The 19,368-nt window shown below is 35.7% G+C and carries 23 protein-coding genes and 1 pseudogene; 21 read left to right on the top strand and 3 right to left on the bottom strand.

The window, feature by feature from the left end; translation table 11 throughout:
- Positions 1-41: 41 nt before the first annotated feature.
- The 9 genes from AC2IP4_RS19350 to AC2IP4_RS19390 all read left to right on the top strand — a co-directional run bounded on the left by AC2IP4_RS19350 (position 42) and on the right by AC2IP4_RS19390 (position 6,477).
- On the top strand, positions 42-677 hold the full coding sequence (locus AC2IP4_RS19350; protein ID WP_486311209.1) for a Vat family streptogramin A O-acetyltransferase: 636 nt from the start codon (positions 42-44) through the stop codon (positions 675-677).
- A 189-nt stretch (positions 678-866) separates the two neighbouring features.
- On the top strand, positions 867-1,277 hold the full coding sequence (locus tag AC2IP4_RS19355) for a VOC family protein (RefSeq protein ID WP_486307436.1): 411 nt from the start codon (positions 867-869) through the stop codon (positions 1,275-1,277).
- 243 nt (positions 1,278-1,520) lie between these two features.
- Complete coding sequence (gene panB, locus AC2IP4_RS19360; RefSeq protein ID WP_486307437.1) at positions 1,521-2,285, top strand: 3-methyl-2-oxobutanoate hydroxymethyltransferase; 765 nt, start codon at positions 1,521-1,523, stop codon at positions 2,283-2,285.
- Between the two features lie 200 nt (positions 2,286-2,485).
- Entirely contained in the window at positions 2,486-2,740 is a 255-nt protein-coding gene (locus AC2IP4_RS19365; protein ID WP_012551865.1) for a type II toxin-antitoxin system Phd/YefM family antitoxin, read from the top strand.
- A complete protein-coding gene (locus AC2IP4_RS19370) occupies positions 2,731-3,045 on the top strand; it encodes a type II toxin-antitoxin system RelE/ParE family toxin (protein WP_486310901.1) in 315 nt (104 codons plus the stop codon). Before AC2IP4_RS19365 ends, AC2IP4_RS19370 begins: the two co-directional genes overlap by 10 nt.
- 151 nt (positions 3,046-3,196) lie before the next feature.
- Positions 3,197-3,859, top strand: coding sequence for a hypothetical protein (locus AC2IP4_RS19375; protein WP_486310902.1), 663 nt, complete (start codon positions 3,197-3,199; stop codon positions 3,857-3,859).
- A gap of 360 nt (positions 3,860-4,219) precedes the next feature.
- A complete protein-coding gene (locus AC2IP4_RS19380) occupies positions 4,220-5,176 on the top strand; it encodes an IS30 family transposase (protein WP_486310608.1) in 957 nt (318 codons plus the stop codon).
- Positions 5,177-5,231: 55 nt separating this feature from the next.
- Complete coding sequence (locus AC2IP4_RS19385) at positions 5,232-5,411, top strand: hypothetical protein (protein ID WP_486310903.1); 180 nt, start codon at positions 5,232-5,234, stop codon at positions 5,409-5,411.
- Between the two features lie 160 nt (positions 5,412-5,571).
- Positions 5,572-6,477 carry a DUF2971 domain-containing protein gene (locus AC2IP4_RS19390; RefSeq protein WP_486310904.1) on the top strand — a complete coding sequence of 302 codons (906 nt, stop codon included), beginning with the start codon at positions 5,572-5,574 and terminating at the stop codon, positions 6,475-6,477.
- A gap of 150 nt (positions 6,478-6,627) precedes the next feature.
- Here AC2IP4_RS19390 and AC2IP4_RS19395 read toward each other — a convergent pair whose 3' ends face one another.
- Positions 6,628-7,473 (bottom strand): IS3 family transposase, encoded by an 846-nt coding sequence (locus tag AC2IP4_RS19395; protein WP_054776360.1) that lies wholly within the window; start codon positions 7,471-7,473, stop codon positions 6,628-6,630.
- A gap of 11 nt (positions 7,474-7,484) precedes the next feature.
- Entirely contained in the window at positions 7,485-7,793 is a 309-nt protein-coding gene (locus AC2IP4_RS19400) for a transposase (RefSeq protein ID WP_023604646.1), read from the bottom strand.
- Positions 7,794-7,890: 97 nt separating this feature from the next.
- Here AC2IP4_RS19400 and AC2IP4_RS19405 point away from each other — a divergent pair, with 97 nt between their 5' ends.
- Together AC2IP4_RS19405 and AC2IP4_RS19410 are read left to right on the top strand one after the other, a co-directional pair.
- Positions 7,891-8,367, top strand: a complete 477-nt coding sequence (locus AC2IP4_RS19405) for a hypothetical protein (protein WP_486310905.1) — start codon at positions 7,891-7,893, stop codon at positions 8,365-8,367.
- A 798-nt stretch (positions 8,368-9,165) separates the two neighbouring features.
- A pseudogene (locus tag AC2IP4_RS19410) lies at positions 9,166-9,462 on the top strand (ISAs1 family transposase); the annotation flags it as partial.
- Here the strand turns inward: AC2IP4_RS19410 and AC2IP4_RS19415 are convergent.
- Entirely contained in the window at positions 9,461-10,417 is a 957-nt protein-coding gene (locus tag AC2IP4_RS19415) for an IS30 family transposase (RefSeq protein WP_486310608.1), read from the bottom strand. The pseudogene AC2IP4_RS19410 and the gene AC2IP4_RS19415 overlap by 2 nt on opposite strands.
- A gap of 84 nt (positions 10,418-10,501) precedes the next feature.
- On the opposite strand from AC2IP4_RS19415, the gene AC2IP4_RS19420 reads away from it, so the two are divergent.
- The 10 genes from AC2IP4_RS19420 (at position 10,502) to AC2IP4_RS19465 (ending at position 19,317) form a co-directional block, all read left to right on the top strand.
- Positions 10,502-11,110, top strand: a complete 609-nt coding sequence (locus AC2IP4_RS19420) for an ISAs1 family transposase (protein ID WP_486310906.1) — start codon at positions 10,502-10,504, stop codon at positions 11,108-11,110.
- A 35-nt stretch (positions 11,111-11,145) separates the two neighbouring features.
- Positions 11,146-11,343, top strand: a complete 198-nt coding sequence (locus AC2IP4_RS19425) for a transposase (protein WP_486310907.1) — start codon at positions 11,146-11,148, stop codon at positions 11,341-11,343.
- A gap of 809 nt (positions 11,344-12,152) precedes the next feature.
- On the top strand, positions 12,153-12,692 hold the full coding sequence (locus AC2IP4_RS19430) for a hypothetical protein (protein ID WP_486310908.1): 540 nt from the start codon (positions 12,153-12,155) through the stop codon (positions 12,690-12,692).
- A gap of 156 nt (positions 12,693-12,848) precedes the next feature.
- Positions 12,849-13,394: an AAA family ATPase gene (locus AC2IP4_RS19435; RefSeq protein ID WP_005422866.1), complete on the top strand. Its 546-nt coding sequence runs from the start codon at positions 12,849-12,851 to the stop codon at positions 13,392-13,394.
- A 135-nt stretch (positions 13,395-13,529) separates the two neighbouring features.
- A complete protein-coding gene (locus AC2IP4_RS19440) occupies positions 13,530-14,291 on the top strand; it encodes a hypothetical protein (protein ID WP_065601486.1) in 762 nt (253 codons plus the stop codon).
- A gap of 718 nt (positions 14,292-15,009) precedes the next feature.
- The gene (locus tag AC2IP4_RS19445; protein ID WP_486310909.1) at positions 15,010-15,666 is read left to right on the top strand and encodes a hypothetical protein; all 657 of its coding nucleotides are present in this window, start codon (positions 15,010-15,012) and stop codon (positions 15,664-15,666) included.
- A gap of 167 nt (positions 15,667-15,833) precedes the next feature.
- Complete coding sequence (locus AC2IP4_RS19450; protein WP_486310910.1) at positions 15,834-16,289, top strand: GNAT family N-acetyltransferase; 456 nt, start codon at positions 15,834-15,836, stop codon at positions 16,287-16,289.
- Positions 16,290-16,482: 193 nt separating this feature from the next.
- Positions 16,483-16,791 (top strand): transposase, encoded by a 309-nt coding sequence (locus AC2IP4_RS19455; protein WP_023604646.1) that lies wholly within the window; start codon positions 16,483-16,485, stop codon positions 16,789-16,791.
- Between the two features lie 11 nt (positions 16,792-16,802).
- On the top strand, positions 16,803-17,648 hold the full coding sequence (locus tag AC2IP4_RS19460; protein ID WP_486317135.1) for an IS3 family transposase: 846 nt from the start codon (positions 16,803-16,805) through the stop codon (positions 17,646-17,648).
- Positions 17,649-17,793: 145 nt separating this feature from the next.
- Entirely contained in the window at positions 17,794-19,317 is a 1,524-nt protein-coding gene (locus AC2IP4_RS19465) for a caspase family protein (RefSeq protein WP_486310911.1), read from the top strand.
- The last annotated feature ends 51 nt before the right edge of the window (positions 19,318-19,368 follow it).

The following is a 19,368-nucleotide window of genomic DNA, read 5'->3' on the forward strand; positions in this document are numbered from 1 at the left end:
CGTGTTATGCAGGCGTTAAACGTCACTAGATAAGGAGATACATTTTGTTTGGACCAAATCCTAATAATAAAGAACCAATGACGGGTTACCCTCAAGTTGGTTATTTGAAAAACTTCATTACCAATGAAAATATTATCGTTGGTGATTACACTTATTACGATGATCCTGACGGACCTGAAAATTTTGAAAGTAACGTCCTTTATCATTTTCCTTTCGTTGGGGATAAACTGATAATTGGAAAATTTTGTGCTATCGCAAAGGATGTCAAATTCATCATGAATGGCGCAAACCATAAAACTTCAGGTTTTTCTTCTTATCCATTTTATATCTTTGGTAATGGCTGGGAAAAAGGGATGCCAAAAGAAGGTGATTTACCATTTAAGGGTGATACTGAAATTGGTAATGACGTTTGGATTGGTTATGACGCGACAATAATGCCGGGTGTTAAAATTGGTCACGGTGCAATCATTGCGTCTAAATCTGTAGTAACAAAAGATGTTGCTCCTTACAGTGTTTGTGGCGGTAATCCAGCAGTCCACATTAAACAACGCTTTGAACAATCAGTTATCGATGAATTATTACGATTGGAATGGTGGAATTGGTCACCTGAAAAAATCACAGCAAACCTTAATGCAATTATGGGTTGTGATTTATTGGCACTTCAACGCGCTGTGTAACGTTTAACAATCGCATCAACACGATTTGCTACATTCGGCATTCTAGATTTCTTTCGGTTTACCGTATTAAGTGGTAAATTTGAGCTTAATCTGCATGGTAGCAAACGTGTTATGCAGGCGTTATATGCAAAAATGAGTTTATGAGCTAAATAGGGTAGAATTCTACTTTTGAACTGTAGTGAGCCACAAATGAATAAGCCCATCGAACAAAGAATTGGTAATATCGCCTTAGTTGTTGAAAACTACGATGATGCAATTGAATTTTATACCAAAAAACTACAATTTAAACTTGTCGAAGATACTGATTTAGGCGGTGGTAAGCGTTGGATTCAAATATCTCCACCTAATTCAACGGGTACAAATTTACTATTGGCTCAAGCAAGTAATGATGACCAATTAAAATCAGTTGGCAATCAAGCTGGCGGTCGTGTTTTCTTATTTCTTCAAACCAATGACTTCTGGCGTGACTATGAGTCTATGAAAGCTCAAGGTGTAGAATTTACTGAAGAGCCGCGTATCGAAGAATACGGCACAGTTGTTGTATTTAAAGACTTATACGGTACAAAATGGGACTTATTGCAGTTAAATCAAGCTAACTAAGTCTGTAGCATATAACAAATGCATCAACACGATTTGCTACATTCGGCGTTGTCGGTTTGCCTTTAGTTTCAGTGATTAAGGCAGTAAAATTCAGCTAAGTCTGTATCGTAGCAAACGTGTTATGCAGGCGTTATGGCGTAGATTAAGAATGTCTTATTTTTTATAAGTAGATTAATGTTAGAAAAATAAAAAAGTGATATATAATACTCGATAGGTTATCAATTGATATATAAGAGTAAATTTATGAAAATAAGTCCAAATTCTTTCATTGAAATGAAAGGGAAAGAATTGATCCCGATGTTAACGGCATATACGTTTCCCGTAGCTAAAAGTATTGAAGCTGCTGGTATTCCTATAATTCTCGTTGGAGATACTGTTGGTATGGTAGAGATGGGTTTCTCTAGCACTAGAGAAGTGACCATTGAACATATGGAATACCATGTAGGTGCGGTTCGTCGTGGTGCTCCTCACACACATATCATTGGTGACCTTCCATACCTGACAGATAAAACACCAGAAATTGCTCTGATTAATGCTAAAAGATTAATATTAGCAGGTGCGGATAGTATTAAGTTGGAAGGTGCAAAGTTAGATATCATCTCTCATTTAGTAGCAAATGAAATACCAGTTATTGGGCATACTGGCTTGACTCCTCAAACCGCAAAGAATTTCAAAAAAGTAGGTCAGACTGCTGATGAAGCCAAAGTAGTTACTACTGATGCTAAAGCAATTCAAGACGCTGGTGCTTTTATGATAGTTCTTGAGCACATTCCATCTACACTTGCTAAATCTATAACTGATGATTTACATATACCAACTATAGGTATTGGCGCAGGCACTGATTGTGATGGTCAGGTTTTGGTTATAAATGATGTATTAGGTTTTGGTGATTATTGGCCTCCATTTTCTAAACAATATACATACTTGAGTCAAACTATTTTGAATGTAGCAACGGAGTTTTCTTCAGAAGTTAAATCTAAAGTATTCCCCAATAATTTAGTTAAGTGATATCGCCATAACAATCGCATCAACACGATTTACTACACTCGGCAATCTCAGTTTGCCGGGTGTTTCTCGTTTTAAGGCGTTAATATTAAGTATAATTGCATAGTAGTAAACGTGTTATGCAGGCGTTAAATGAACTGTCTCAATGGATAATTAAGTGATACAATAGTGATACTTTGTTCTTTCGATAATGGAAACTGAATATGAAAGTTGAATTAGTCACTACATTAAAACGTCAAGCAACCAAGATTCTTTCTGAGCTTCATGCTTCAAAAGAACCAGTGTTAATTACAGAGCACGGTCAACCGTCTGCCTATTTGTTAGATGTTGATGATTACGAGTTTATGCAAAAACGAATTGCTATTCTTGAAGGTATTGCTCGCGGTGAAAAAGCAATTTCAGATAATCGTGTAGTTTCTCATGAAGTCGCAAAAGAGAAGATGAATAAATGGCTGTAATTAATTGGACTGAATCAGCATTATTAGATTTGGACGAAATTGCAGAATATATCGCTATTAATAATATCTTAGCGGCTAAGGCGTTAGTTCAATCAGTTTTCCATCGTGTTGAGCGTTTAGAGGATTTTCCATTATCAGGCCGTAGTGTTCCTGAGCTTCCTTATTTAGATTATCGTGAAATTGTATTGCCGCCATGCCGTATTTTTTACAAAGTAACCAACGATGATATTGTATATATTCTTTACGTCATGAGGGAAGAGCGCGAGTTACGCCAATTTGTTCTCAATGACCGTGGTTTGCAGTAAGAGTTCATTTAACAATCGCATCAACACGATTTGCTACACTCGGCGTTGTCGGTTTGCCTTTAGTTTCAGTGATTAAGGCAGTAAAATTCAGCTAAGTCTGTATCGTAGCAAACGTGTTATGCAGGCGTTATGTAGAATTTATAAGGTTAGCATGAAGAATATTGATTACCCTGTTGGTGTGGCATTTATTGCTTTGGTTCTTGTTTGTTTCGGTGCTGGCTTTTTTGTCGGTTCAAGTACGGTAGGTGAAGCATTGAGTGGCTTTGTTTTATCTATCTTTTCGAGTTATATTTTCTTTTTTTTGACCGTAACTCTTAAGGATCGAGCTGAAAAGAAGAAAATAATGAATATCGTAAACCCTCAATTAGAGCGAATAATATCAAAGGTAAACGTAGCTATTCATAATTCTGTTTTGTATCCAAATACATCTTGCCGACCGATGCCTGATGTAAATAAATTATCTCGTGAAGAATTAACAAAATTGCTAGATGTCGATTTGCTGAATGTACCTTTGAAAGGCTTTAGGTCCTATTACATGCAATATGATATAAAAGCTGAAACTAATATTGATCAATTAATTCTTGATACGACATTACCAATTGAATCCCAGCTAGAAAGAATTAAACCGTATTACTACATGCTTGAACACGATATAGTTAAAATACTTACAGATATTGAAAATTCTACTTATTTGAATTTTTCTGGCCAGCGCCTTAAGTATGAAAAATCGTTTATATTTGATCAGCAATTATTTTTAGATTTTTGGGTACAAGTAAAAAAATTAGAGCACCATGTTGATGTTAAATGGCATTAAATTCTACATAACAAATGCATCAAAACGATTTACTACACTCGGCAATCTCAGTTTGCCGGGTGTTTCTCGTTTTAAGGCTTCAATATTAAGTATAATTGCATAGTAGTAAACGTGTTATGCAGGCGTTAGCTGCTATTGCGATAACTTTTAATTTAGGATATCGTATAGCGTAAGTGGATTTAGGCAGAAGTCTGGAGTTCGATTCTTCAGCTCGACACATTGGGCGTAATAACCGTTCTCACATTGATGATTATTTTATGTAACCCTAGATCCCAAGAATAACCGACACACTTTGGTATAGATTAGAGAGTCAGTTGCCTATAAGCTTCAAGCTCTCACACAATCAACTAAGGTAATCCCATGGGACACCAATATAAGCAACTGACACTAAGTGAAAGATACCAGATTGAAGCTTGGAATACACACTGTATTTCTGCTCGGGAAATAGGACAAAAATTAAAACGGAGCAATGGTTCCATTTCAAGGGAATTACGACGCTGTCCTGCTGGAAGTTATTCTGCCAAGCAAGCGCATAGACATGCTTTTCAAAAAAGAACACTTTCAATTAAGCATACAAAATGTAACCAAAAGAATAAGAAAATTATTCAAACATACCTGCAACTTGGTTGGAGTCCAGAGCAGATATCTGGACGGATTCGTAAAGAAAAAATAGAAAATACAATATGTTGCAGTACGATTTACAATGTAGTTAAAAGAGAGCATTGGCAAAGAATGCTTGCTCGAAAAGGTAAAAAATACAAACTACGTAAAGGTGTAGAAGCAGGAGCAAGATTAATCCCTAACCGTGTTGATATCTCTCAACGGCCTACAATTGTTGACGATAAATCAGAAGTTGGCCACTGGGAAGGTGATACAGTTTATGGCCAAGATGGGTATTTAGTCACGATGGTAGAGCGAGTATCTAAGCTATTAGTTACCTGTAAAGTACGCAGTAAGTCCAAAAAAGCCGTTACTCGTGGAATAAATCGCATGATGAAGCCCTTTAAAGGGCTTTGCAAAACAATCACATTTGATAATGGCGGAGAGTTTGCGGGTCATGCTAAGATAGCTAAGCATCTGAACTGTGACATTTATTTTGCTAAACCTTACCATTCCTGGCAGCGAGGTTTGAATGAGAATACCAATGGTTTACTAAGACGTTTTTTCCCAAAGGGAATGGCCATTGGAGAACTTGCAGCAAAAGAGATTAAACAGGCAGAGTTTTTGATTAATTCGAGGCCTAGAAAGGCATTAAATTTTCTGAGTCCGAGTGAGTTTTTAAACGGTAAGCGTGTGTCGGTTATTGTTACGATCTAGCAACTACTTAGTTAGTTTATTGAACGTAACAACAATGAAAATGAGAGGTGGCTTTATGGAAAAAGTGATGCAAAACGTAAGATTTTTAATGGCTTCATTATTAAATGGGGTGAGTGCGGTTTGTGCAGGTGTCGTAGCTACTGGTGTAGGTGCAGGGTTAAGTTTAGAGGGCGAAAGCTCTTTGGGCTTCTACCTAAATTCATTTACAATCCAAATCCTATCAAGTAATCAATAACATCGATTAATTCAAATTTTGACTTTTCATTTTTAGTCTAAACTTTTCAATTTGTTTAATTATTAAAGAAATCGAGTATATTTAAACTGTAGAAACGCAGCTAACAATTGCATCAACACGATTTGCTACATTCGGCATTCTAGGTTTCTTTGGGTTTACCGTGTTAAGTGGTAAATTGAGCTTAATTTACATAATAGCAAACGTGTTATGCAGGCGTTATATTTTTTTTGGAGGTAAGGTGGTTTTTCCTACAAACCGTATTTATAAATTTACATCATTTAATGAGAATTCAATTTCAGCCTTAGCTGATAGCTCAGTTTGGTTCTCAAAAGTTAAAAACCTCAATGATCCGTTTGAAGGCTTTGTTATTGCTAGTGAACCTAAAAATGAGGATGAAAAAATAACACAATTTATCAAGTTTGGCGCTGAATTCTTGAAAGGACAAAAAACACCCGAACAAGCAACCGAAGTCGTTATGCAAAGATATTTGTCTGATGGTGATTCGTTTATTACTAAGATGACTGACACAATAAATGAGTTAAAAATTCAACGCGATGCTTTTTTTGACTCATTGTGTGTATTTTCGACATCAGTAGATATACCCGAGTACCCTTATCCAAATTATGCAAATATGTTAATGTGGTCACACTACGGCAATGGTTTCTCAGGTTTTTGTCTACAGTTTTCTGCTAATAAATTTTATAGTTCTCTTAAAGAAAATGACTCTAAAGTTGCATGGAGTACTGTAGATTACGTTAGTTCACCTTCTGAGTTTGAATTTGTAGACTATTTAGATCCAGGTAATATTAAATATTGTCGACCTATTTTAACCAAACATGAGCAATGGACTTACGAAAGTGAATTGCGTTTTCTTTCACATAATGAAGGTTTACATCGCTATTCAACCGATGCACTTAAAGCTATCTATATTGGCGAGAAAATGCCGATGGGACAGCAAAAAGTTATAATAGCTATAGCAAAAATATATTTTCCAAATGTGGAAGTATTAAAAGTCTGCATTCACCCAAGTGGTTATTATGTGGTCACAGAAGAAATAAAAATATAACAAATGCATCAACACGATTTGCTACACTCGGCGTTGTCAGTTTGCCTTTAGTTTTAGTGATTAAGGCAATAAAATTCAGCTTGGTTTGCATAGTAGCAAACGTGTTATGCAGGCGTTATATTTTGGTGTGCCCCTCGAAAAGCGAACACTTTATTTTACAAATTTACTTTCAAATTCAAATGGACTCAAGTTGTTTAATGTTGAGTGACTGCGCTTACGATTATAGAAGATCTCAATATATTCAAATATGCCAGTTTGAACATCGGTAACTGTTTGATAATTCTTTGGGTAAATCAGTTCGACTTTTAGTCGACTGAAAAAGGATTCCATTGCTGCATTATCCCAGCAGTTTCCTGTTCGACTCATACTTTGGACGCAACCATTATCATTTATAAGTTCTTGATAATTGTTAGAACGGTATTGAACTCCTCGATCTGAATGAATGATTAAACCTTGTTTAATCTTTCTTCGACGGAAGGCCATTTTTAATGCATCTGAAATAAGAACCTCAGTCATTGAGTCGTCTAATGACCACCCAATTATTTTCCTTGAAAATAAGTCCATAACAACGGCCAGGTACATAAATTTATCATTAACCCAAATGTACGTAATATCTGTTGTCCAACGTTCGTTGGGGCTTTCAGCGGTAAAGCGCCGGTCTAAAATGTTGCCTACCACATTACGAGTTGATTCAACTCGTCGTCCATAACGGAAGCCTTTTCCGTTATGGGCTCTAATACCTCGATCCTTCATGATCTTTGCTACATAATTAGTTGAACAAGGATATCCTAGCTTTACAAGCTCATTCCTAACTCTTCTAGAGCCGTATTTAGCCTCAAACTCAGCAAAGGTTGATAATATCTTCTTTTCAAAGTCTAGCCTCCTTTTGGAGGCTTTGCTTAATGATTTATTATGCCATGCATAAAAACCAGTTGAAGATGCTTTTAAAACTCGGCAAAGAAAACGAACACTATAGTTACTTCTAAAATCACGAATAAGAGCGTACTTTACTCTTGGTTTTTGGCAAAGTACGCCGCTGCCTTTTTTAAGAACTCATTCTCTTTTTTTAGGTCATTTAGCTCTTTTCTCATCTTACGCATTTCTGAGTTTTCTTTTATTGAATAATCGATACCATCATGAACCGTAAACTGTTTATTTGTCAGAAGGTTAAACTGTCTGCGCCAGTTATAAATTTGATTAGGGTGTAACCCTAATTCCTTCGCGACGGAAGCCGTCGTTCTATCTTTTTGATCTGCGAGTCGAACAGCTTCTTTACGATACTCTTCAGGGTAAGATTTAGTATAATGCTTGCTCATGGTAGCCTCCAGATAGGTATAACCTAAGTATAGAATGTGTTCTAATTCTGTGGGGCACACCAATTTTTTATTAAATTTCGAAAGTATAAGGAAATATATGCAACAAACATTGGAATCTAAACTTAGACACTCTCATGCAGCTTACATTTTTGCAGTTCGATCGCTCCCAAGCACTGAACAAAAATTCCCTCTTACATTAAATGGGGTTACTTTTCTTAATCAATCTCAAATCAATTCTATGTTAATTGAATTAGGCTGGTCATTTTTTTGTCGATATGAGGGTTGTTTAGAGGCTCATATTAAAGAACTGGGTATTACATTAACCAGAAAGCGCTCTCTATCCGATTGGTTTCTTGAAAATAAAATTAATATCCCTTCAAATTACTCTAATGGATTGAATATTTATAGAAATATTCGTAATAAATTACATCATGAAGATGGAGCTGCTTTGAATGACGACGAGTCTAATGAAATTCATCTTCTTCCTGAGCATATGGAAAATTTTTACAAATTATTCGTGTGGTGTGGTAATCAAATGGAAAGTGTTACAGTTGCCGAGAAAATAAAAATATAACAAATGCATCAACACGATTTGCTACATTCGGCGTTGTCGGTTTGCCTTTAGTTTCAGTGATTAAGGCGGTAAAATTCAGCTAAGTTTGTATCGTAGCAAACGTGTTATGCAGGCGTTGTGCGTACTGAGTCCGAAATTTTTTGCACGGTTCATCAATAGGATCGCGCCTTTCGTAGTTTCGGCTTAGTAAGCGTTCCTTTCTTCTTTGTTGCCTTTTGGTTTTCATTTCATCAAGTTCGGCAAATTAGCCCTTATTTTCCTAATTTCAGGCGTTTCAGAAGCTATTTTACGCTTCAATTGTTCTTTGGTTATGTCTCATTTTAGTCTGTATCAGTGTTTTCCTCGCCGCATTTTCAATCCCAGTTGTTGAAAGGATATTTGGTTTATCAGTTCCAAATTTGTTGAAATCAAGCCGTTCAAATGGTGTAAAAAATGTATCTGTTTTCCATTCACTTTATCTCGCAATTTAAGAACATTTTGTTCGCTTAATTACTATTGGTAAATTAGAATCAGGGCTTAGAAGATCTTGGCAGGGCAGTTCTTTACCAAGCTAGCCAAGCCGAAAGTAAGCACGCACAACAATCGCATCAACACGATTTATTACATTCGGCGTTCTGGGTTTGCCTTTAGTTTCGTGATTAAGGCAGTTAAATTCAGGTTGGTTTGCATGGTAATAAACGTGTTATGCCAGCGTTATAAGCACCAGGGCGAGATCGCGAACGTTTTTTAAGCAACTGAATTTTATTTGACGAGCTAGCCTGACTATGATCTTATACTCCTTTTAAGGAGTTATTCCCTGTGATATCAGCATTTTCTAAACGTTTTTCCTCTATTAATGACCCTCGCCAACAAGCTAAAGTTACTTACTCCCTTTTTGATGTTATATTTCTTACTCTATGCTCCGTTATCACTGGTGCTGAAGGCTGGGAAGATATTGAAGACTTCGGAAATCTACATTTAAACTGGCTTCAATCAAAAAATCTACTGCCAGATGGTATACCTGCTCACGACACCATTGCTCGTATAATCGCAAGGCTTGAGCCAGAAGAATTTAACCAGTGTTTTATTAATTGGATGCTTGATATATCACATGCTAGATCGTAACAATAACCGACACACGCTTACCGTTTAAAAACTCACTCGGACTCAGAAAATTTAATGCCTTTCTAGGCCTCGAATTAATCAAAAACTCTGCCTGTTTAATCTCTTTTGCTGCAAGTTCTCCAATGGCCATTCCCTTTGGGAAAAAACGTCTTAGTAAACCATTGGTATTCTCATTCAAACCTCGCTGCCAGGAATGGTAAGGTTTAGCAAAATAAATGTCACAGTTCAGATGCTTAGCTATCTTAGCATGACCCGCAAACTCTCCGCCATTATCAAATGTGATTGTTTTGCAAAGCCCTTTAAAGGGCTTCATCATGCGATTTATTCCACGAGTAACGGCTTTTTTGGACTTACTGCGTACTTTACAGGTAACTAATAGCTTAGATACTCGCTCTACCATCGTGACTAAATACCCATCTTGGCCATAAACTGTATCACCTTCCCAGTGGCCAACTTCTGATTTATCGTCAACAATTGTAGGCCGTTGAGAGATATCAACACGGTTAGGGATTAATCTTGCTCCTGCTTCTACACCTTTACGTAGTTTGTATTTTTTACCTTTTCGAGCAAGCATTCTTTGCCAATGCTCTCTTTTAACTACATTGTAAATCGTACTGCAACATATTGTATTTTCTATTTTTTCTTTACGAATCCGTCCAGATATCTGCTCTGGACTCCAACCAAGTTGCAGGTATGTTTGAATAATTTTCTTATTCTTTTGGTTACATTTTGTATGCTTAATTGAAAGTGTTCTTTTTTGAAAAGCATGTCTATGCGCTTGCTTGGCAGAATAACTTCCAGCAGGACAGCGTCGTAATTCCCTTGAAATGGAACCATTGCTCCGTTTTAATTTTTGTCCTATTTCCCGAGCAGAAATACAGTGTGTATTCCAAGCTTCAATCTGGTATCTTTCACTTAGTGTCAGTTGCTTATATTGGTGTCCCATGGGATTACCTTAGTTGATTGTGTGAGAGCTTGAAGCTTATAGGCAACTGACTCTCTAATCTATACCAAAGTGTGTCGGTTATTCTTGGGATCTAGGCATGCCTTTAATTCAGAAATAATAGCGATTGATGGGAAAACATTACGCAGTTCATATAACCGTAATGACAGAAAGTCTTGTGTTCATATGGTTAGCGCTTTTGCTACAAAAAACTCATTAGTGTTAGGTCAAATTAAAACTAATGAGAAATCAAATGAAATTACTGCAATCCCGAAATTACTCCAACAACTTGATATTAAAGGGTGTTTAATTACAATCGATGCGATGGGTTGTCAAAAAGAAATTGCAACTAACATTGTTGATAATGGTGGTGACTACCTTCTTTCAGTTAAAAGAAACCAACGAAAACTTCATGACGCGATCAAAGAGCAGCTTAGTGACGTGGTCTTAAATACAAGCTCACCAATGACTATAGAAGAGCAGCATGGCCGATTAGACGTTAGGGAATATTATGTATTAGACGCTAAAAAACTATCAAAACAATTTCCAGAGTGGGCCGGTTTAAAAACCGTCGGAGTTGCCATTGGATTTCAATCTCGAGGCACAGAGACGACCTCACTCGAGTTTAGATATTATATTAGTTCAGCAAGTCTAACGAGTGAGAAATTTGCACAAGCAGTTCGTAATCTTGGATGATAGAGAATCAACTCCATTGGGTTTTAGACGTTACAATGAATGAAGATAAGTGTCAGATTTATAAAGATAATAGCGCAGAAAATCTAGGTGTACTGAGGCATGCTGCATTAAATATGTTAAGAAGTGAAAAAAGTGAAAATAAGAGCATTCGACGTAAACAACGCAGAGCATACGCGGATACTGCATATCTTGATAAAATTTTAGGTACTCAGAACGAAGTGGTTAAAAGTTAGGCATTCACGCTCTTACCCTGGTTAGCCTATCATAATAAAATCGATATTTCATTGTTGCTGCCAGAGTGCACTTAACAATCGCATCAACACGATTTACTACACTCGGCAATCTCAGTTTGCCGATTGTTTCTCGTTTTAAGGCGTCAATATTAAGTATAATTGTTTAGTAGTAAACGTGTTATGCAGGCGTTACACGAACTCTAAGAATGCATTTTTTTGGCTCAGTTTAGCGATTGAGCCGTTAGTTTTTTAGGCGAGAAAGTAAGGTGGATTTCCTTTTTCTTTGTTGCCTTTTAGTTTTCATTTCATCAGGTTCGGCAATTAAACATTATTGTCAAAAGTTCATGGGTTTCAGAAACCAATTCACGCTTCAATTGTTCATGGTTTTGCCTCATTTTATCCTGCGTCAGTGTTTTCATCGCAGCTTTTTTAATCCCAATTGTGGTAAGGATATTTGGTTTATCAGCTTAAAACTTGCTGAAACCAAATCGTACAAATGGTGTAAGAAAAAGGGATTGTTTCGTTTCACAATTATTGCTGCTGATTGGATATTTTGCTCGCTTAATTGAGCCAGTCTAATTAAACTCAATTTACAGCAAATCTTGGTAAATCAGTTCTTTACCAAGTTAATTGGAGCGAAAGCAAGGCTCGTATAACAAAGCAATCAACACGATGCTATTTACATTCGGCATTCGCGGTTTGAAGTGTAATTGGTTTTGTTAGTCGGTCTTTCGCACGTGTTATTGCGGCGTTAAGCGTATTTGGAGTAAGGTTTGAGTTACGGTTATAGATTAAATGTAGAGCAGTTAATGCTTAAAAATGCTAATGAAAAGTGGCAAAAGGCATTAGCTCAATTTGTTTCTGTTAGAGATTCAGTTCCTGAAACGGGTGCTGATTTTTATATTAATGCGCCGGGTATGCATGATGAAAATACAATATCACTTTGTATCGAAGCTGTTTTAGGTTGGGCAATTTCTGCTGAGGGTTTTGTTAATTTAGCTTGGCAGACGTGCCCACACACAAAACAAATAGATGAAAAAGATTATAAAACCACGATTGGTAAAATTAAGTATCTTTGTAAAATGAACGGTATTAATTATGGTTCTTTACCTTGGCGAGACTCGTTGTCACAATTATTTGAATTGCGAAATTATCTTGTTCATTTTAAAGCGCCTATCAGATATATCGGTTTTAGTTTTGCTCCTAAATACCAACAAGACTTCTCAGATACAAATATGCTGAAATATCAAAAGTCTGTAATTAGTTTAATCAACGACTTAGGCGCAAAGTTAAACATGGATGTAAGCTTTACTTCTGGTAAATATGATCTTTTTTATTATGATGAGTAGCTATAAATAATACGCTTAACAAATGCATCAACACGATTTGCTACACTCGGCGTTGTCAGTTTGCCTTTAATTTCAGTGATTAAGGTAGTAAAATTCAACTTGGTTTGCATAGTAGCAAACGTGTTATGCAGGCGTTAGCTGTTTCGAGGAGAAGTTTTGTATAAAGATAATTTTATAGTATTTACTGGTGGTCCAGGCTCTGGAAAAACGACAGTTATTAATGAGCTGAAAGCTCGGGATTTCTTTTGTTCTGAAGAGGCTGGTCGCAAAGTCATCCAAACTCAAGTTGAGCAAAAAGGTGATGCGTTACCTTGGGCTAATAAAGAAGCTTTTCGTGATTCGATGTTTGAATTTGAAATTGCATCTTATCAACAGCATCAAAGTCGAAATGGATTAGTTTTCTTTGACCGAAGTATTATTGATATAATCGGTTATTCAAATCTTGAACAAATCAAATTATCTGATGAATTAACTTCGGCGATATCTAATTTTAAATATCATTCGAAAGTTTTCATTTTTCCCCCTTGGAAAGAAATATTTACCAATGATAGCGAGCGTAAACAAGATTTTGCTATTGCGGTTGATACTTATAAAGAAATGGTCCTAGCGTATGAAAAGTCGGGTTATGAGTTAATTGAAGTTCCTTTTGGTACAGTAAACGAAAGGGTTAATTTTATATTGAACAATTTGAATCACAGCTAACAATCGCATCAACACGATTTGCTACATTCGGCGTTCTAGGTTTCTTTGGGATTACCGTATTTAGTGGTAAATTTAGACTTAATCTGCATAGTAGCAAACGTGTTATGCAGGCGTTATAACTTTTAGGTAAATTAAATGGATCTAATTAGTGTTCTAAAAAAGGAAACAGGGAAGTTATCTAATGAACAGTCAGCGTACCTTATTGCACTGATACTTTTCCCTTTATCTATATTACTTACTGAAACATTCCCATTCCCTTCATACTGGATTGTGTCTAGTTTTTTGATTTACGGGTTTATTGTTTGGATTCGTGAGTGGGGAGATAATTTAAATTCAATATTGTATGCGAAACCATTAATGGCATTGGCTTTTCTTGCTGCCACAACATTGAATGTAGCTATGGCTTCAATATCTGTGAATTCGATTTTAGAGGTTCCTAGTTCACCATTTACTTATACCATAACAATGGTATCCATATTAACGGTTCCTTTCACCGCAGCGATTTCATTGACCATGTTAGCTATGCCAATGATGCTAATATCGATGTTTAGTGCAATGTTTTCTATTAAAGAGTTATCAGCTAAAAAGATTGTTAACTTTGAAATATGGAGCTTAATGAAAGAAGTCTCAGCTCTTAATTTACTTGGTCGTATTTTTGCTAGCTTAACCGTTTTCTTTATAGCGACATCATTTTTAGGAGATAACTCTTGGTATACAGATCAAGTAGCAGTATTTACTAAGTGGTTTGCCTATAATTTTGAAATGGAAGCTTATAGTTATTGCTCTCTCCCTAATAATGCTCATATTTCATATCTTGATGGGGAGCGTATTATTATTGGGATAAACGAAAAGTCTGAGTATATTTTTACAGTATCAAACTGCATCACAGAGTTATAACAAATGCATCAACACGATTTGCTACATCCGGCATTCTAGGTTTCTTTGAGTTTACTGTGTTAAGTGGTAAATTTAGCTTAATCTACATAGTAGCAAACGTGTTATGCAGGCGTTGTGCGTACTGAGTCCGAAATTTTTTGCACGGTTCATCAATAGGATCGCGGCTTTCGTAGCTTCGGCTTAGTAAGCGTAAATTTCTTCTTTGTTTCCTTTTTGTTTTCATTTCATCAGGTTCGGCAAATTAGCCATTATTTCCCTAAGTTCAAGCGTTTCAGAAGCTATTTTACGCTTCAATTGTTCTTTGGTTATGCCTCATTTTAGTTTGCATCAGTGTTTTCCTCGCAGTATTTTCAATCCCAATTGTTGTTAGGATATTTGGTTTATCAGTTCCAAATCTGCTGAAACCAAGCCGTTCAAATGGTGTAAGAAATGTATCTGTTTTCCATTTACTTCATCTCGCAATTTAAGAACATTTTGTTCGCTTAATTGGCATCGGTAAATTAGAATCTAGGCTTAGAAAATCTTGGCAGGGCAGTTCTTTACCAAGTTGGCCAAGCCGAAAGTAAGTCCGCACAACAATCGCATCAACACGATTTATTACACTCGGCGTTCTGGGTTTGTCTTGGGTTTAGTGATTAAGGTGGTAAAATTCAGGTTGGTTTGCATAGTAATAAACGTGTTATGCCAGCGTTAGCTGTATCAAAGGAGTATTTACCTCGTGAAAGAACTATTAAATGAATACCCAGCTGTCGCGACAGTAGTTATGACGACGTTGACATTATTACCACTATTTAAACTGGCTCATTATGTATTAGCATCGAATCGTACCTTTAAAATACAAAGCTTAGAGTTATTATGTAAATCAATTTCTGATAGTTCAAATGGGGCTAGTCGCTTAATCGCAGAACAAATGTTTAGAAGCCATTTTAAATTACTCGTTAATTTTAAGACAATAGAAGCTCTTTTAAATCTTCCAAACCCAACCTTAGCTATTGATTTATATGGTTCATCTAAGAAATACCTTATATTGGATAATAGTATTCTAATATTTAAAAATAAGTATCAAAACCCTAAGCGGAGAAAGGTGGAACGTTTGTTCAGGCCAATAGTTGCTCATATATTATATTGGGTATTTGCTATGACTGGAGCATTTTTCGGGCTGTACGTCATTAAAAATTTCAATATAGATTCAATTTTTGAAACTAAATATTATATGTTTAATGGCGCATTATGGTTTTTAGCATCTTTAATCTCATTCGCTTTTATAACACTTGCGATTGCAGCCCTGACTGACAAGGCAAGTATAAAAAAGGCCGAAATACTCCAGGATTTATTCAAAAATAAAGGAGCACACAAGGTTAAATGGTATTACTAGATACAGCTAACAAATGCATCAACACGATTTGCTACACTCGGCATTCTAGGTTTCTTTTAGTTTACTATATTAAGTGGTAAATTTAGGCTTAGTTTGCATGGTAGCAAACGTGTTATGCAGGCGTTATGTTTATCCAATAAATTGAGGTACTTATGAAAGTAAGGTTAATGGAACAGTCTGATTTAAATGATACAGCAGAAGTACATAAATTAGCTTTCGTAAGACAAAAACAATCTTATGAATGGTTGGTGTGTAATTTCAATGCTTTCCCACGAGTCTTGTGTTTTGTCGCTGAAGATAGCAATGGGATTATTGGGTATATTATTTGGACTCAAAAAAGTGGTTTTCGTCCTGAAGTCGTGATGGAAATTGAACAATTAGCTGTTTCTCCTAATCACCAAAGAAAAGGTATAGGACGTGGCTTAATCATGAATTCTTTACCATTAGTAAAAGCTAAGTTGGCAGAGAATGACTCAGTACTAAAACATATTTTTGTTACAACGAGAGCTGATAATTTTGCTCAAGAATTGTATAGATCAACATTAGGCGCAGAAGTGGAAGCAACGATTACTAATCTATATTCTGCGGATGAAATATTAATGATTGCACGCAACGTTAGTTAATAAACATAACAAATGCATCAACACGATTTGCTACATTCGGCATTCTAGGTTTTCTTTTGGTTTACCGTGTTAAGTGGTAAATTTGAGCTTAATCTGCATAGTAGCAAACGTGTTATGCAGGCGTTATAAATTGGTGTGCCCCACAGAATTAGAACACATTCTATACTTAGGTTATACCTATCTGGAGGCTACCATGAGCAAGCATTATACTAAATCTTACCCTGAAGAGTATCGTAAAGAAGCTGTTCGACTCGCAGATCAAAAAGATAGAACGACGGCTTCCGTCGCGAAGGAATTAGGGTTACACCCTAATCAAATTTATAACTGGCGCAGACAGTTTAACCTTCTGACAAATAAACAGTTTACGGTTCATGATGGTATCGATTATTCAATAAAAGAAAACTCAGAAATGCGTAAGATGAGAAAAGAGCTAAATGACCTAAAAAAAGAGAATGAGTTCTTAAAAAAGGCAGCGGCGTACTTTGCCAAAAACCAAGAGTAAAGTACGCTCTTATTCGTGATTTTAGAAGTAACTATAGTGTTTGTTTTCTTTGCCGAGTTTTAAAAGCATCTTCAACTGGTTTTTATGCATGGCATAATAAATCATTAAGCAAAGCCTCCAAAAGGAGGCTAGACTTTGAAAAGAAGATATTATCAACCTTTGCTGAGTTTGAGGCTAAATACGGCTCTAGAAGAGTTAGGAATGAGCTTGTAAAGCTAGGATATCCTTGTTCAACTAATTATGTAGCAAAGATCATGAAGGATCGAGGTATTAGAGCCCATAACGGAAAAGGCTTCCGTTATGGACGACGAGTTGAATCAACTCGTAATGTGGTAGGCAACATTTTAGACCGGCGCTTTACCGCTGAAAGCCCCAACGAACGTTGGACAACAGATATTACGTACATTTGGGTTAATGATAAATTTATGTACCTGGCCGTTGTTATGGACTTATTTTCAAGGAAAATAATTGGGTGGTCATTAGACGACTCAATGACTGAGGTTCTTATTTCAGATGCATTAAAAATGGCCTTCCGTCGAAGAAAGATTAAACAAGGTTTAATCATTCATTCAGATCGAGGAGTTCAATACCGTTCTAACAATTATCAAGAACTTATAAATGATAATGGTTGCGTCCAAAGTATGAGTCGAACAGGAAACTGCTGGGATAATGCAGCAATGGAATCCTTTTTCAGTCGACTAAAAGTCGAACTGATTTACCCAAAGAATTATCAAACAGTTACCGATGTTCAAACTGGCATATTTGAATATATTGAGATCTTCTATAATCGTAAGCGCAGTCACTCAACATTAAACAACTTGAGTCCATTTGAATTTGAAAGTAAATTTGTAAAATAAAGTGTTCGCTTTTCGAGGGGCACACCAAAATCTAACCGTGAGCTTGATGTGCATCATAAATGTTCAAATCAATAAATCACTGGTTAGTGTAAATCTACGCATTTACTAGTATGATTGTTATATGTCTCTTAAATAACTTAACTAAATGAAATTAGCCGTAGTAATTGGTGTATCAGAGTATAAATATGATACATACCCTAACTTACCTGCATGTAAGAATGATGCCGATCTATTCAATACTGTATTGAGTGATATTAAATCGATAGATGATGCGTTATATATTAATGATAGCTTAACTTGTTATGACATAAAAACACAGATTACAAGTTTTATAGAAAAACATAAAAACAGTGATGTTGAAGAATTTGTGTTTTATTTTTCTGGGCATGGGGAAAGATTCGATGAAGACTTTCATTACCTATGTTATGATTTTGATCGAGCAAAAAAGTCAACAACATCATTGAGTAATACATACTTAGATAATCTAATAAGAAATTTATCTCCAAATTTATGTGTTAAATTTGTAGATGCTTGTTTTAGTGGTACTCATTATATTAAAAGTGCGAATAGTCAAGCATCAGAATTAGAGTCATCAGCTAAAAAAAACAAAATTAATGATCTTTATTTCCTATTTTCTTCAAGGGAAGATAAGGAATCAGAAGCAGGAGAAGAGTTCAGTTATTTCTCAGAAAGTATTTTTTCTGCCTTGCTCGAAAGAGAGGGGGAGTTTAAATATAGTGATTTAATTTCTTATGTTGCAGATGACTTAGAAAATAGAGGGGCTCCAAAACCAATATTTATATCACAAGCAACATACTTAGAAAATTTTGGTTTAGTTACAAAAAAAACGCATGGCATTATTCATGATAAATTTGGTCTTACTTCTGTTAGCAGTGCAGGTGAATTTAAAAAGAAAGCTGAATCATCTTTTGTAGAACTGGTAAAGACTAAGTCTGAACAGTTTTATTGTAATAAGGAAAAAGCTTACAGCAATATAAATAATTTCTTTGATTCATTATCAAAAAACCGTTGGCCTGAAGATATTGTTTCAGTTTTTGATGTTGAGTCAGATGTTGTAAATGAAAACCATCTGCCAAATAGAAAGGCTATTGGTGAATGGATCCAACAAAATAAAGACTTAAAATTGTTCTGCTCTGTAGATATGGAAAAAGAAGAGTTTGAAGTTCAAGAGTATGTAGCGTTGCCATCTAAACCATCAAGCTCTCCATTTTCAAATAGTGGCCTATTTGAGAGTAGTATTCAAAGACTGATTGCTAATCATTCGTCCTTAAGGCAAGAAAAAGAATATAAACTTGAAAGTGTAAAGAAAACTAGGAGTGTTATTGTCGGCTTTGAATATCCATATAGTAGTGATAGTGAAAAAAACATTATAAGAATAGAGTTTAAGCCAAAATTTGAAGCTGTTGAGAATGCTGCTTTATATGTTGTTGTCTTATATTCAAAGTGTAAACTCTGTATACATTTTAGCTATGAACTCCTAAGAAGCACTAATTGGGGCGTTATCTCTAGTCCTAAGTGTTTAAATTGGAAAAACAAGGTTATAAACTTAAATAGTGATGAACTAATTGAGGGGTTTGCCGATACTCTTATCAAAGAGGTATCAGATTGGTTAATTGAAGAAACTAAGAAAAATTTCAAAGATTTATAACAATTGCATCAACACGATTTACTACACTCAGGGTCCACGCATGAGTTGCTA

The sequence above is a fragment of the Aliivibrio thorii genome, from assembly GCF_057368585.1.